Origin of the sequence: Pseudomonas sp. RV120224-01b (genome assembly GCF_003208145.1) — a bacterium.
Classification (GTDB): Bacteria; Pseudomonadota; Gammaproteobacteria; order Pseudomonadales; family Pseudomonadaceae; genus Aquipseudomonas; species Aquipseudomonas monteilii.
The window spans coordinates 299,368-313,861 of record NZ_QKMQ01000002.1 but is presented as its reverse complement, the minus strand read 5'-3'; the positions used below and the strand labels follow the sequence as shown (position 1 = coordinate 313,861).

The 14,494-nt window shown below is 60.4% G+C and carries 16 protein-coding genes; 10 read left to right on the top strand and 6 right to left on the bottom strand.

Features of this window, described 5'->3' with window-relative positions; translation table 11 throughout:
- Positions 1–6: 6 nt before the first annotated feature.
- The gene (locus tag N436_RS04705) at positions 7–771 is read left to right on the top strand and encodes an amino acid ABC transporter ATP-binding protein (protein ID WP_003251792.1); all 765 of its coding nucleotides are present in this window, start codon (positions 7–9) and stop codon (positions 769–771) included.
- Between the two features lie 31 nt (positions 772–802).
- Here N436_RS04705 and algW read toward each other — a convergent pair whose 3' ends face one another.
- Positions 803–1,963 carry a Do family serine endopeptidase AlgW gene (gene algW / locus N436_RS04700; RefSeq protein ID WP_019098030.1) on the bottom strand — a complete coding sequence of 387 codons (1,161 nt, stop codon included), beginning with the start codon at positions 1,961–1,963 and terminating at the stop codon, positions 803–805.
- 157 nt (positions 1,964–2,120) lie between these two features.
- Between algW and N436_RS04695 the strand changes: the two genes are divergently transcribed.
- The 4 genes from N436_RS04695 (at position 2,121) to N436_RS04680 (ending at position 6,801) form a co-directional block, all read left to right on the top strand.
- Positions 2,121–2,879, top strand: a complete 759-nt coding sequence (locus N436_RS04695) for a Nif3-like dinuclear metal center hexameric protein (protein WP_105945726.1) — start codon at positions 2,121–2,123, stop codon at positions 2,877–2,879.
- A 257-nt stretch (positions 2,880–3,136) separates the two neighbouring features.
- Positions 3,137–4,054, top strand: a complete 918-nt coding sequence (cysD, locus tag N436_RS04690) for a sulfate adenylyltransferase subunit CysD (protein ID WP_013974136.1) — start codon at positions 3,137–3,139, stop codon at positions 4,052–4,054.
- Between the two features lie 15 nt (positions 4,055–4,069).
- A complete protein-coding gene (gene cysN, locus N436_RS04685) occupies positions 4,070–5,971 on the top strand; it encodes a sulfate adenylyltransferase subunit CysN (RefSeq protein ID WP_105945727.1) in 1,902 nt (633 codons plus the stop codon).
- A gap of 197 nt (positions 5,972–6,168) precedes the next feature.
- Entirely contained in the window at positions 6,169–6,801 is a 633-nt protein-coding gene (locus N436_RS04680) for a hypothetical protein (protein WP_177410250.1), read from the top strand.
- 34 nt (positions 6,802–6,835) lie between these two features.
- On the opposite strand, the gene N436_RS04675 is transcribed toward N436_RS04680, so the two are convergent.
- From N436_RS04675 to N436_RS04660, 4 genes are all read right to left on the bottom strand, one after another.
- Complete coding sequence (locus N436_RS04675) at positions 6,836–7,480, bottom strand: RES family NAD+ phosphorylase (RefSeq protein ID WP_105945729.1); 645 nt, start codon at positions 7,478–7,480, stop codon at positions 6,836–6,838.
- Between the two features lie 12 nt (positions 7,481–7,492).
- Positions 7,493–7,759, bottom strand: a complete 267-nt coding sequence (locus tag N436_RS04670; protein WP_105945730.1) for a bacteriocin immunity protein — start codon at positions 7,757–7,759, stop codon at positions 7,493–7,495.
- Positions 7,753–8,073: an S-type pyocin gene (locus N436_RS04665; protein ID WP_105945731.1), complete on the bottom strand. Its 321-nt coding sequence runs from the start codon at positions 8,071–8,073 to the stop codon at positions 7,753–7,755. The genes N436_RS04670 and N436_RS04665 overlap by 7 nt, the downstream gene beginning before the upstream one ends.
- Before the next feature lie 112 nt (positions 8,074–8,185).
- Positions 8,186–8,665 (bottom strand): Lrp/AsnC family transcriptional regulator, encoded by a 480-nt coding sequence (locus tag N436_RS04660; protein ID WP_016498026.1) that lies wholly within the window; start codon positions 8,663–8,665, stop codon positions 8,186–8,188.
- A gap of 127 nt (positions 8,666–8,792) precedes the next feature.
- Here N436_RS04660 and N436_RS04655 point away from each other — a divergent pair, with 127 nt between their 5' ends.
- Positions 8,793–9,992 (top strand): methionine gamma-lyase, encoded by a 1,200-nt coding sequence (locus N436_RS04655; RefSeq protein WP_105945732.1) that lies wholly within the window; start codon positions 8,793–8,795, stop codon positions 9,990–9,992.
- A gap of 142 nt (positions 9,993–10,134) precedes the next feature.
- Positions 10,135–10,521 (top strand): tail fiber domain-containing protein, encoded by a 387-nt coding sequence (locus N436_RS04650; RefSeq protein ID WP_110740501.1) that lies wholly within the window; start codon positions 10,135–10,137, stop codon positions 10,519–10,521.
- Between the two features lie 69 nt (positions 10,522–10,590).
- Here N436_RS04650 and N436_RS04645 read toward each other — a convergent pair whose 3' ends face one another.
- Positions 10,591–11,028, bottom strand: a complete 438-nt coding sequence (locus N436_RS04645; protein WP_016713539.1) for a YhcB family protein — start codon at positions 11,026–11,028, stop codon at positions 10,591–10,593.
- Positions 11,029–11,163: 135 nt separating this feature from the next.
- Between N436_RS04645 and N436_RS04640 the strand changes: the two genes are divergently transcribed.
- From N436_RS04640 to zapE, 3 genes are all read left to right on the top strand, one after another.
- Positions 11,164–11,799, top strand: coding sequence for an alpha/beta hydrolase (locus tag N436_RS04640; RefSeq protein ID WP_105945734.1), 636 nt, complete (start codon positions 11,164–11,166; stop codon positions 11,797–11,799).
- Positions 11,800–11,824: 25 nt separating this feature from the next.
- Positions 11,825–13,174, top strand: a complete 1,350-nt coding sequence (locus N436_RS04635; RefSeq protein WP_110740500.1) for a tryptophan--tRNA ligase — start codon at positions 11,825–11,827, stop codon at positions 13,172–13,174.
- Positions 13,175–13,373: 199 nt separating this feature from the next.
- Positions 13,374–14,468, top strand: a complete 1,095-nt coding sequence (gene zapE, locus N436_RS04630) for a cell division protein ZapE (protein WP_060499786.1) — start codon at positions 13,374–13,376, stop codon at positions 14,466–14,468.
- The last annotated feature ends 26 nt before the right edge of the window (positions 14,469–14,494 follow it).

The following is a 14,494-nucleotide window of genomic DNA, read 5'->3' as shown; positions in this document are numbered from 1 at the left end:
TTCGAAATGAGTGAAGCGATCAAGCAGCCTGCTGGCCCCGAAGGCATCATCCAGATGCAGGGTGTGAACAAGTGGTATGGCCAGTTCCATGTGCTCAAGGACATCAACCTGAACGTGCGCCAGGGCGAGCGAATCGTGCTGTGCGGGCCGTCCGGTTCGGGCAAGTCCACCACTATCCGTTGCCTCAACCGCCTGGAAGAACACCAGCAGGGGCGCATCGTGGTGGATGGCGTGGAGCTGACCAACGACCTCAAGCAGATCGAGGCCATCCGCCGCGAGGTGGGCATGGTGTTCCAGCACTTCAACCTGTTCCCGCACCTGAGCATTCTGGAAAACTGCACCCTGGCACCGATGTGGGTGCGCAAGATGCCACGGCGCAAGGCCGAGGAAATTGCCATGCATTATCTGGAGCGCGTGCGCATTCCGGAGCAGGCGCACAAGTACCCGGGGCAGTTGTCCGGTGGCCAGCAGCAGCGCGTGGCGATTGCCCGTGCGCTGTGCATGAAGCCGAAGATCATGCTGTTCGACGAACCGACCTCGGCGCTGGACCCGGAAATGGTCAAGGAAGTGCTCGATACCATGGTGGGCCTGGCCGAGGATGGCATGACCATGCTCTGTGTAACCCACGAAATGGGCTTTGCCCGCACCGTGGCGAACCGGGTGATCTTCATGGACAAGGGGGAGATCGTGGAGCAGGCGGCGCCGGATGACTTCTTCGACCGGCCGCGCAGTGACCGGACCAAGTTGTTCCTCAGCCAGATCCTGCACTGATGCAAATGGGGCCGCTAAGCGGCCCCATTTTTTACTTCTCTTCTTGTGTGGCTGCCGGAGCAGGTGGTGGCCGCAGCCCCACCTCGGCAATCAGCTTCAACTGCTGCCCATTGCGCATCACCTCGATGGTGATCTTCTCGTTGGGCTTGATCCGTGCCACCTGGTTCATCGACTTGCGCCCGTCACCGGCCGGTTCCCCGTTGATGCTCAGAATCACGTCACCCAGTTGCAGCCCGGCCTTGGCCGCCGGCCCTTCGCGGAAGATGCCCGCCACCACGATACCCGGGCGGTCCTTCATGCCGAACGACTCGGCCAGTTCCTGGCTCAGCGGCTGTACTTCGATGCCCAGCCACCCACGGATCACCTGGCCATGCTCGACGATCGACTTCATCACCTCCAATGCCAGTTTCACCGGGATGGCGAAGCCGATGCCTTGCGAACCGCCCGACTTGGAGAAGATGGCGGTGTTGATACCGACCAGGTTGCCATTGGCATCGACCAAGGCGCCGCCCGAGTTACCCGGGTTGATGGCGGCGTCGGTCTGGATGAAGTCTTCGTAGTTGTTCAGGCCCAGCTGGTTACGGCCGGTGGCGCTGATGATACCCATGGTGACGGTCTGGCCGACGCCGAACGGGTTACCGATGGCCAGCGACACGTCGCCGATGTGAATGGTGTCAGAACGGCCGATGGTGATCGCCGGCAGGTTCTTCAGGTCGATCTTCAGCACTGCCAGGTCGGTTTCCGGGTCGCTGCCGATCACTCGGGCCAGGGTTTCGCGGCCATCCTTCAACGCCACGACGATCTGGTCGGCCCCGCTGGTGACATGGTTATTGGTCAGCAGGTAGCCCTCGGGGCTCATGATCACTGCCGAGCCCAGGCTCGACTCCCAGCGGCGCTGCTTGGGCAGGTTGTCGCCGAAGAAGCGGCGGAACTGTGGGTCTTCGAACAATGGGTGGGCGCTTTTGTTCACCACTTTGGTGGTGTACAGGTTGACCACCGCAGGCGCGGCCAGCGTCACCGCGTCGGCGTAAGATACCGGGCCCTGCATGATGCGGGTGGTTTGCGGCGCCTGTTGCAGGTTGACGTCCTGGCTGGGCAGGCCGACCCATTCCGGGAAGCGCTGGATGATCAGCATGGCGATCAGCACGCCGGTGAGCAGGGGCCAGCCAAAGTAACGAAACGCCTTGAACATGAACGAATCCTGGAAAGAGCAGGGGCCATTGGCCGCGCAGTGGGGCATGAGCGCGCGCGATCATACACCGGTTCCCCCAGTGCCGGCGACGGCCCATAATGGCCGGCATTATACGGGCGTTGCGCCCGAGAAAAGCGCAGTTTTCGAGGAGATTTTCATGGCCGTCGCTCTCAACACCCTGGTCGAGGAAGCCGAACGCTACCTGGGCAGCGCGAAGATCCAGGATTATTGCCCCAATGGCCTGCAGGTCGAAGGCCGGCCGCAGGTCAGCCGCATCGTCAGCGGTGTTACCGCCAGCCAGGCGTTGCTGGATGCCGCAGTCGAGGCCGAGGCCGACCTGGTACTGGTGCACCATGGTTACTTCTGGAAGGGTGAGAACCCGTGCATCACAGGCATTCGTCAGCGTCGGCTGAAGACCCTGCTGAACAACGATATCAGCCTGCTGGCATTTCACCTGCCGCTGGATGTGCACCCGGACGTGGGCAACAACGTGCAGCTGGCACGGCAACTGGACATCACCGTCGAAGGGCCGCTGGACCCGGAAAACCCCAAGGTGGTGGGACTGGTCGGCTCGCTGGTCGAACCGATGACGGCCCGCGACTTTGCCCGGCGCGTGCAGGAAGTGCTGGGACGTGAGCCGTTGCTGATCGAAGGCGACGAGATGATCCGTCGGGTCGGCTGGTGTACCGGGGGCGGGCAGGGTTACATCGATACGGCGATTGCGGCCGGAGTGGACCTGTACCTGACGGGTGAGGCATCCGAGCAGACCTACCACAGTGCACGCGAGAACGGCGTCAGCTTCATCGCGGCCGGGCACCATGCGACCGAGCGATACGGGGTGCAGGCACTGGGTGATTACCTGGCGCGGCGCTTTGCCGTGGAGCACCTGTTCATCGATTGCCCGAACCCCATCTGAGATCGATGTTGCCTTCTTCGCGGGCGCGCCCGCTCCCACAGGATCGTCACAGGATTTGAGAGCGATGCGGTCTCTGTGGGAGCGGGCATGCCCGCGAAGGGCCGCAGGGCGGCCCCCGTTTCAGCCCAAACCCCCAGTCATATCGTTAGACCTTTTCGATCTAGCCCGCCGCCTAAATAGAAGAAGCCGCTGTGATAAAGTGGCTCGCTCGAACACGGCCCGCAGGCCGTCCATAAGATCGTTTTTCGTGAGTAGCCATGGTCGACAAACTGACGCACTTGAAACAGCTGGAGGCGGAGAGCATCCACATTATCCGCGAGGTGGCCGCCGAGTTCGATAACCCGGTGATGCTGTACTCGATCGGCAAGGATTCCGCCGTGATGCTGCACCTGGCGCGCAAGGCCTTCTTCCCGGGCAAGCTGCCGTTCCCGGTGATGCACGTCGACACCCAGTGGAAATTCCAGGAGATGTACAGCTTCCGCGACAAGATGGTCGAGGAAATGGGCCTGGAACTGATCACCCACGTCAACCCCGAGGGTGTGGCGCAGGGCATCAACCCGTTCACCCATGGCAGCTCCAAGCACACCGACATCATGAAGACCCAGGGCCTGAAGCAGGCACTGGACAAGCATGGTTTCGACGCCGCCTTCGGTGGCGCGCGCCGCGACGAAGAGAAGTCGCGGGCCAAGGAGCGTGTGTATTCGTTCCGGGACAGCAAGCACCGCTGGGACCCGAAAAACCAGCGCCCCGAGCTGTGGAACGTGTACAACGGCAAGGTCAACAAGGGCGAGTCGATCCGCGTCTTCCCGCTGTCGAACTGGACCGAGCTGGACATCTGGCAGTACATCTACCTCGAAGGCATCCCGATCGTGCCGCTGTACTTCGCCGCTGAGCGCGAAGTGATCGAGAAGAACGGCACCCTGATCATGATCGACGACGAGCGCATCCTCGAGCATCTCACCGATGAAGAGAAAGCGCGCATCGTCAAGAAGAAGGTGCGTTTCCGTACCCTCGGTTGCTACCCGTTGACGGGTGCTGTCGAGTCGGAAGCCGAGACCCTGACGGACATCATTCAGGAAATGCTCCTGACCCGTACGTCCGAGCGCCAGGGCCGTGTCATCGACCACGATGGCGCCGGTTCCATGGAAGACAAGAAACGCCAAGGCTACTTCTAATTTCAGGGTTACTCCATGTCGCACCAATCTGATCTGATCAGCGAGGACATCCTCGCCTACCTGGCCCAGCACGAGCGCAAGGAACTGCTGCGCTTCCTGACCTGCGGCAACGTTGACGACGGCAAGAGCACCCTGATCGGGCGCCTGCTGCACGACTCGAAGATGATCTACGAGGACCACCTCGAGGCCATCACCCGTGATTCGAAGAAAGTCGGCACCACCGGCGAAGAAGTCGACCTGGCGCTGCTGGTAGACGGCCTGCAGGCCGAGCGCGAGCAGGGCATCACCATCGATGTCGCCTACCGCTACTTCTCCACTGCCAAGCGCAAGTTCATCATCGCCGACACCCCGGGCCACGAGCAGTACACCCGCAACATGGCCACCGGTGCGTCCACCTGCGACCTGGCGATCATCCTGGTCGATGCCCGCTACGGCGTGCAGACCCAGACCCGCCGCCACAGCTACATTGCTTCGTTGCTGGGCATCAAGCACATCGTGGTCGCGGTCAACAAGATGGACCTGAAGGGCTTCGACCAGGAAGTCTTCGAATCCATCAAGGCCGACTACCTGAAGTTTGCCGACGCCATCAACCTGACCCCGAGCAGCCTGCACTTCGTGCCGATGTCGGCGCTCAAGGGCGACAACGTGGTCAACCACAGCGAGCGTTCGCCGTGGTACGCCGGCCCGACGCTGATGGAAATCCTCGAAACCGTCGAAGTGTCGGCCGACCGCAACTTCACCGACCTGCGCTTCCCGGTGCAGTACGTGAACCGCCCGAACCTGAACTTCCGTGGCTTCGCCGGCACCATCGCCAGCGGCGTGGTACACAAGGGCGACGAAATCGTCGTGCTGCCGTCGGGCAAGAGCAGCCGCGTCAAGTCCATCGTCACCTATGAGGGTGAACTGGAAAACGCAGGCCCAGGCCAGGCCGTGACCCTGACCATGGAAGACGAGATCGACATCTCCCGTGGCGACCTGCTGGTACACGCCGACAACGTACCGCCGGTAACCGACCAGTTCGACGCCATGCTGGTGTGGATGGCCGAAGAGCCGATGCTGCCGGGCAAGAAGTACGACATCAAGCGCGCCACCAGCTACGTGCCGGGCTCGATTGCCAGCATCACCCACAAGGTTGATGTGAATACCCTGGAGCAGGGCGCTGCCAGCGCACTGCAACTGAACGAGATCGGCCGCGTCAAGGTTGCCCTGGACGCTTCGATCGCGCTGGACGGTTACGACAGCAACCGCACCACCGGTGCGTTCATCGTCATCGACCGCCTGACCAACGGCACTGTCGGCGCCGGCATGATCATCGCCCCGCCAGTACTGCCGCACGGCAGCACCGGCCAGCATGGCAAGCAGGCTCACGTGTCGACTGAAGAGCGTGCACTGCGCTTCGGTCAGCAGCCAGCCACCGTGCTGTTCAGCGGCCTGTCTGGCGCCGGCAAGAGCACCCTGGCCTACGCCGTGGAGCGCAAGCTGTTCGACATGGGCCGTGCGGTTTACGTGCTCGACGGCCAGAACCTGCGCCACGACCTGAACAAGGGCCTGCCACAGGACCGCGCCGGCCGCACCGAGAACTGGCGCCGCGCCGCCCATGTGGCGCGCCAGTTCAACGAAGCCGGCTTGCTGACCCTGGCTGCGTTCGTGGCTCCGGACGCCGAAGGCCGCGAACAGGCCAAGGCGTTGATCGGCAAAGACCGTCTGGTAACCGTCTACGTCCAGGCCTCGCCACTGGCCTGCCGCGAGCGCGACCCGCAAGGGCTGTATGCTGCCGGCGGCGACAACATCCCGGGCGAAAGCTTCCCGTTCGATGTGCCGCTGGATGCTGACCTGGTGATCGACACCCAGTCCACCAGCGTGGATGAAGGCGTGAAGCTGGTGCTGGACGTGCTGCGTCAGCGTGGCGCGATCTAAGCGCTGGCCTGCAATAAAAACCCCGCTTCGGCGGGGTTTTTTATTTCTTGTCCCAAAGGTCTGCTCGGTCCCTTGTAGCGGCGTTGCATCGCGACGAGTAGCGATCTATTTACATATTGACTTGTTGACAAGTTGACAGTTCGTGATTGTAAGCATACTTTGTGTGCAAGAAGGCTGCTCAGGCTGGAGGAGGCCCGATGACAACCGCTACCCACACAGCGACTCACCCTGCATTCGCTTGCCTAGAGGCTGCCAAAGACGCACTAAGACAGCGCTTTGAGGAGCACCTTGCACGTGCGTCGGAAGCTGTAGTGCTGAAAGCCGTGGCCCTCGCAGACGAAAAAGCTTTTGCTGCCCTCGCCAAGGTGGACGTCGAAGCGAAGCGCAGTGTTGCAACACGTAACCAGGAGGCCATGGCCAAGATGAAAGCACGCGCGTTCGAGCGTGTGATCAGCCGTTGCGAGTTGCTGGATGCCAGAACGGCCTGTGAAATACTGGGCATTTCCAAGCAGGCACTGAGTCAGAAGACAAAAGCCGGTAAGTTGCTCGCATACACGAACACTGGCAATCGCAGAAAATACTACCCGTCTTTCCAGTTCGCCGAGAACAAGCCGAGGCCATTTGTCGACGGGTTGATTCAGTCGCTCGAAGTGGACCCTGCGGATACCGAAGCCATGAATTTTCTGGTTCAGCACCTGGTCGGCAACATGGATTATTCAGAGCCCGGTGAACCGAGCAACGTATTGCCACGCTTTCATTTGCTGGATAACACTGCGGCAGTGGAAGTCATCAAGCGCGACTTTTTGAACGCATTCGAAGCTGGGCAGTGAATTCTGATCTTTCAAGGAAAGTCGGGCTTCGCGTCTACTCCAGCGCTACGCCCAGGCTGTAAAGAAACTCTACTACCGTTTCACCATTTTGCAACACTGCCAAGCTCACAGCCTGATGGCGTATCGCTTCGATCTGGATTGAGCGACCTTCGAACAGCACGATGTTGCATCCGTCCATGGACCCGGTAACGCTATAGACCGCTGACGGATAAAGCAGGCCATCAACTTGCCCTTGGCTCATGCACACTTGGCTGAGCTTTCGTGTGAAGGCATAACCTTCTTTGCCTTGGCCCTTAGCCTGAACGATATCCCGTATTTTGTGATGAGTCGCTCGGTTCGCCAGAGCAGCAACGTCGACCACGTACAATTCGCGTGCCGTCCTGAGTAAATGTAGCGACGTCTGTTCCAGTCGCGAAAGACGTACCGGTTGATCATCAATGCCTTGGCCCGGCTGGAACGACTCGGCGACGGCAACTTCTGCAGAACAGCCCAAGTAGTAGACGCCAACCTGTTTGGAAGGGTCGGCGTAGCGGGTATCGGAATCGGCGCGGTAGTTCACTGGGTTGGTATCGTAGCGAGACGCTTGAACCCTGTGCAGAAGTGAACCCGCAGGTACCTGCTTCAGCAGTTCCGGGTACTTGTACAACGCTTCGAGTACTTGATCAGTCAACTCGTTCATGGCTTGGGTTGCTCACCGCAAGTCACTGAATACGGAGAGCTCTTTTGACCTGCGCCACGCCACGATGCGCGCCACTATCTGCTCGGCGCAGCTAGCCTGCTGCTGCTCTGGGTTATAGATAAGGTCAGAGCCCTCAGGGTGCGCAACCACTTCGATAAAGTGTTCCAGCAATCGGTCCTGCCAATCACGTGAGCCTGTCGCCTGAATCAACGCCTCAACAATCGACCGGAACTCATCGTATGAATAGTCGGCGAGGCAAGGTTTCAGGCTGATCACCATGGTGTCTCCGATGAAAGCGCGTATTGCATGGCGCTCATGATCCGTAGGTTTTCAGCGTCGTACATCAACCCACCCCACTCGGGCGGGTTCAGGTGGCATAGCTGATAGGAGCGCAGACCCTTTGCCGTCTCATGGAATGGCGCACGAGGGGGCCAGCCTTTCTTGAGGCGGTTGAGTTGGGCGGGGATGAATTGCTGGCTGTAGATTGGGTCCTCTGCGATCGCCAGCCAGAAGCATTGGGAGAAATGGTCGAAGCTGTCGAATGTTCGACCTTCGAGTTTACGGATGATGAATTCTGGAAGAAGGCTGGCCATGGAGTCGTCCCTGGGTGAAAGGCAGGGAAGTGTGCCCGGGGGCGAGTTTTCTGTATGTCAGATGCAGGCTGTATGTCAGTAGGAACGTTCCTGGTGATTGGAGGGAGCTGTCCTAGATGTGTTTCTCCGACACAGGTATCACCCGTCTTTCCTTCACCGCCTTGTAGGAAAAACTCGAATAGATCTCCTTCACCCCCGGCAACCGCTGCAGCACTTCCCGGGTGAATTCCCCGAACGACTCCAGGTCCCTAGCCAGAATTTCCAGCAAAAAGTCATAGCGCCCGGAGATGTTGTGGCAGGCCACGATCTCGGGAATTTCCATCAGCCGCTGCTCGAACGCCAGTGCCATGTCCTTGGTGTGCGAATCCATCATGATGCTAACGAACGCGGTCACGCCAAACCCCAGCGACTTGGGCGAGAGGATGGCCTGGTAGCCGGTGATGTAGCCGTTGTCTTCCAGCAGCTTTACCCGGCGCCAGCAGGGCGAGGTGGTGAGTGCCACCTGGTCGGCGAGCTCGGCGACGGTGAGGCGGGCGTTGTCCTGCAGAGCGGCTAGCAGGGCGCGGTCGGTGCGGTCGAGGCTTGAAGGCATATTTTGCCCTCCTGATCCGTTATTTATTGTTTTTGTTCCAGTATGCACGCAGATGCGTGGGCTACTTTGGAAAAAATCGGGCAGCTCGGTGGCATAAGCTTATAGCAAACCACAAGAGGCTGTTGCCATGCGCGACTCCCATAACAACACCGGTTTTTCCACACGGGCCATTCACCATGGCTACGACCCGCTTTCCCACGGTGGTGCGTTGGTGCCGCCGGTGTACCAGACCGCTACCTATGCCTTCCCCACTGTTGAATACGGCGCTGCGTGCTTTGCTGGGGAGGAGGCGGGGCATTTCTACAGCCGCATCTCCAACCCCACCCTGGCCCTGCTGGAACAACGCATGGCTTCACTGGAGGGCGGTGAGGCGGGGTTGGCGTTGGCGTCGGGTATGGGCGCTATTACCTCGACCATCTGGACCCTGTTGCGGCCGGGTGATGAACTGATTGTCGGGCGCACCTTGTATGGCTGTACCTTCGCTTTTCTGCACCACGGTATTGGTGAATTCGGGGTGAAGGTCCGCCATGTCGACCTGAACGATGCCAAGGCATTGAAAGCGGCGATCAACAGTAAAACACGGATGATCTACTTCGAAACACCGGCTAACCCCAACATGCAACTGGTGGACATCGCGGCGGTCGCCCAGGCCGTGCAGGGGCATGATGTGCATGTCGTGGTGGATAACACCTACTGCACGCCTTACTTGCAGCGGCCACTTGAACTGGGTGCGGACCTAGTGGTGCATTCGGCAACCAAGTACCTCAGTGGCCATGGTGACATCACCGCCGGCCTGGTTGTGGGGCGCAAGGCGCTGGTCGACCGTATTCGCCTGGAAGGGCTGAAAGACATGACCGGGGCAGTAATGTCGCCACACGATGCGGCGTTGCTGATGCGCGGGATCAAGACCCTGGCCCTGCGCATGGACCGGCATTGCAGCAATGCCCGGCAGGTGGCCGAGTTTCTGGCCCGGCAGCCGCAGGTGGAGCTGATTCATTACCCGGGTTTGCCGTCGTTCGCCCAGTACGAACTGGCGCAACGGCAGATGCGTTTGCCGGGCGGCATGATCGCTTTCGAGCTCAAGGGCGGTATCGAGGCGGGGCGGCGCTTCATGAATGCGCTACAGCTGTTTGCACGGGCGGTGAGCCTGGGGGATGCCGAGTCGTTGGCGCAGCATCCGGCGAGCATGACGCACTCTAGCTATACGCCTAAAGAGCGCGAGCATCATGGTATTTCCGAGGGACTGGTTCGGCTTTCGGTTGGGTTAGAGGATATCGACGATTTGCTGGCTGATGTGGAGCAGGCGCTCAGCTGCTGTGTCGCTTGAGCCCCATAAAATTCCTACGTAATCGCTTCGTTTTTCACGAGTATCTTAAGAATGCTCTCATGGAGGAAGTTAAAGTGGGGGCTTAGTTTGGGTGTGCAGACGGAAATTACTCCGTATCCGTTGATCACCTGAAGGCATAATCATGAAGTTTAAAAATGCAGTTTCTCGCATCGCTCTGGTTCTCGTATCTGTCGCTGCCAGCGGAGCGGTTCTGGCCAGCGGTGATGTAGGCCAGCCATGCTGTCCTTTCAGTGATGCACGGCTGAAGACCTCTCCCGAGGTCTTGCAGGGGGCTACTGAGCAGTTGCTGAGGCTGCAAGGCGTAACGTTCACCTGGAAAGAAACGGGGCGAAAAGATATTGGCTTGATGGCTCAAGATGTCCAAGCGGTTTATCCAGAGCTCGTTCATCAAAAGAGTGAAATGTTAACTGTGGACTACCAGAAGTTGGTGGCGCCGTTGATTGAATCGATACGCGAGCTGAATCAGCGCATCGACGTGCTGGAAAAGAGTCAAGCCAAGGCGCTGTAACAAGCGTATCTGGTTAATGCAGGTTGCACAAAAAAGGCCTCTTGCGAGGCCTTTTTCATGTTCAGCGGATTAACGCTTGAGCCCGTAGCTCTCATCCAGCATGCCCGGCGAGTTGGGCGCTTTGGGCGCATAGTCGCGTGGCACTTCGGCGGTGTCTTTCGGCGGGGTCAGACGGTCACGTGGGCCTTGCGGCGCTTCGGAGTGCAGTGCAGCCAGCAGGCGTTGGCGAGTGACTTCATCCAGGGCCAGGCTGTTGGCGCCTTCGGCCAGGTGATCCTGCACGTCCTGGTAGCTTTGGGTCAGTTTCTTGACCAGCACGGCGGTGCTGTTGAAGTGGGTGACCACTTCGTTCTGGTAGCTGTCGAAACGCTTCTGGATGTCATCCAGCTGACGCTGTGTGCTGCTGGGCGCGGCATTGGGCAGCAGGCGGGCCACGACGAAACCGACGACCACGCCAATGACCAGGGCCAGGGTTGGCAACAACCAAACAAGGAGCGAGAGTTCCACGAGTCCTTCCTCTATAAACGGCTTTGCTTTACGTTAACGGCTCAGACCTGCGCTGTATACCGCGAGCGATCGCAAATCAGAACAGAATTCCTCACCTAGACGAATCGACCCCTCCCGAGGTCACGGAGTAGTGCCTTGCTTGTCCGCGAAACCCCCTTGTTCATCGATGGCCCCAGTGGCCAGCTGGAAGCCTTGTACCTTGATGTGGCCGATGCCCGTGGCGCGGTGCTGATCTGCCACCCCAACCCGGTTCAGGGCGGCACCATGCTCAACAAGGTGGTCTCGACGCTGCAACGCACCGCCCGCGATGCCGGTTACGTCACCCTGCGTTTCAATTACCGTGGCGTTGGCCAAAGCGCCGGCAGCCATGACATGGGCGCAGGCGAAGTGGCCGATGCCGAGGCTGCCGCAGCCTGGCTGCGGGCCAGACATCCTGAACTGCCGCTGGTGCTGATGGGCTTCTCGTTCGGCGGCTTCGTCGCCACCAGCCTGGCCGGCCGCCTGGAGGCTGCAGGCACCGAGTTGCAGCACCTGTTCATGATCGCCCCGGCAGTCATGCGCCTGACGGCCGAATTCCCGCTGCCGCAGCGCTGCCCGATCACCGTGGTGCAGCCGGATGCCGACGAAGTCGTTGCGCCGCAGCTGGTTTACGAATGGTCCGACAGCCTGTCGCGCCCCCATGAGCTGCTGAAAGTGGCAGAATGCGGACACTTCTTCCATGGCAAGCTGACCGATCTGAAGGATCTGCTGCTGCCGCGCCTTTCGAACTGAGCCAAGCCTGAATAAGCGAACACCCATGACCACGCGCATTCTTACCGGTATCACCACCACCGGCACACCGCACCTGGGCAACTACGCCGGCGCCATCCGCCCGGCGATCCGTGCCAGCCAGCAGCCCGGTGTCGACTCGTTCTACTTCCTGGCCGACTACCACGCCCTGATCAAGTGCGACGACCCGCTGCGCATCCAGCGTTCGCGCCTGGAAATCGCCGCGACCTGGCTGGCCGGTGGCCTGGACCCGGACAAAGTGACCTTCTACCGCCAGTCCGACATCCCGGAAATCCCCGAGCTGACCTGGCTGTTGACCTGCGTTGCTGCCAAGGGCCTGCTGAACCGTGCCCATGCCTACAAGGCCTCGGTGGACAAGAACGTCGAGGCCGGCGAAGACCCGGACGCTGGCGTGACCATGGGCCTGTTCAGCTACCCGGTGCTGATGGCTGCCGACATCCTGATGTTCAACGCCAACAAGGTGCCGGTCGGCCGCGACCAGATCCAGCACGTGGAAATGGCCCGTGACATCGGCCAGCGCTTCAACCACCTGTTCGGCCAAGGCAAGGACTTCTTCGCCCTGCCGGAGGCGGTGATCGAGGAAAGCGTGGCGACCCTGCCGGGCCTGGACGGGCGCAAGATGTCCAAGAGCTATGACAACACCATCCCGTTGTTCACCAGCGCCAAGGACATGAAAGACGCCATCTCGCGCATCGTCACCGACTCGCGCGCCCCAGGCGAAGCGAAAGACCCGGACAATTCGCACCTGTTCACCCTGTTCCAGGCCTTCTCGACGCCTGAACAATGTGCCGGGTTCCGCGAAGAGCTGTTGCAGGGCTTGGGCTGGGGTGATGCCAAGCAACGCCTGTTCCAGCTGCTGGACGGCCAGTTGGCCGAAAAACGCGAGTACTACCACCAGTTGATCGCCCGCCCGGCGGACCTGGAAGACATCCTGCTGGCCGGCGCCGCCAAGGCCCGCAAGATCGCCACGCCGTTCCTCGAACAACTGCGCGAGTCCGTTGGCCTGCGTTCGTTCCGCAGTGGCGTGCAGGCCAATACCGAAGTGAAGAAGAAAGCCGCCAAGAGCGCGCGCTTCGTCAGCTTCCGTGACGAAGACGGCAGCTTCCGCTTCCGCCTGCTGGCCGCTGATGGCGAGCAACTGCTGCTGTCGCGCAGCTTCGCCGACGGTAAGAGCGCCGGTGCCGTCAGCAAGCAACTGCAACAAGGTGGCGAGGCGGATGTGCGCGTCGAAGGCCTGGGCTTCGGCCTGTGGCTGAACGGCGAACAGGTTGCCGACGGGCCGCAGTTCGACAGCGCCGAGGCCCGTGATGCGGCCATTCAAAGCCTGCGTGATGCCCTGGCACCCCAGCAGGACTGAGGATGTTTATCTGTAGGAGCGGGCAAGCTCGCGAAGCAGGCACCGCGGTGCGTGGCACCGGCTTCGCCGGTGTTCGCGGGCGCGCCCGCTCCCACAGGTATTCCACTCGGGCTGAGGCATATTGACGCAAGTCTCATTGCCATTAAGCGGGCCTGTCGCTACAGTGACGGCCCGTTTTTTGTTGCCTCGCTAACGAATCATGACTCCCTTAGAACGCTATCAAGCAGATCTGAAACGTCCCGACTTCTTCCATGACGCGGCGCAGGAAACTGCGGTGCGTCACCTGCAGCGCCTGTACGACGACCTGGTGCACGCGCAGAACAACAAGCCGGGCGTGTTCGGCAAGCTGTTCGGCAAGAAGGAGCAGACCCCGGTCAAGGGCCTGTACTTCTGGGGTGGGGTAGGGCGAGGCAAGACCTACCTGGTCGATACCTTCTACGAAGCGCTGCCGTTCAAGCAGAAGATGCGTACGCACTTCCACCGCTTCATGAAGCGTGTGCACGAGGAAATGAAAACCCTCAAGGGCGAGAAGAACCCGCTGACCATCATTGCCAAGCGCTTCAGCGAAGAAGCCAAGGTAATCTGCTTCGACGAATTCTTCGTGTCGGACATTACCGATGCCATGATTCTCGGCACCTTGATGGAAGAGCTGTTCAAGAACGGCGTGTCGCTGGTGGCCACCTCCAACATCGTGCCGGACGGCCTGTACAAGGACGGCCTGCAACGTGCGCGCTTCCTGCCGGCCATCGCCATGATCAAGCAGTATACCGACGTGGTGAACGTCGACAGCGGCGTTGACTACCGCCTGCGTCACCTGGAGCAGGCCGAGCTGTTCCACTTCCCGCTCAACGATGCGGCGCACCAGAGCATGCGCGCCAGCTTCAAGGCGCTGACCCCTGAGTGCACCCAGGCGGTCGAGAACGATGTGCTGATGATCGAGAACCGCCCGATCAATGCGCTGCGTACTTGCGATGACGTTGCCTGGTTCGACTTCCGCGCCCTGTGCGACGGGCCGCGCAGCCAGAACGACTACATCGAGCTGGGCAAGATTTTCCATGCCGTGCTGCTGAGCAACGTGGAGCAGATGGGCGTGACCACCGACGACATCGCCCGCCGTTTCATCAACATGGTGGACGAGTTCTACGACCGTAACGTCAAGTTGATCATTTCGGCTGAGGTGGAGCTGAAGGATCTGTATACCGGTGGGCGTCTGAGCTTCGAGTTCCAGCGCACCCTGAGCCGGTTGCTGGAGATGCAGTCGCACGAATTCCTGTCGCGCGCGCACAAGCCGTAAGTTTTTTGGGGCCGCGTTGCGGCCCA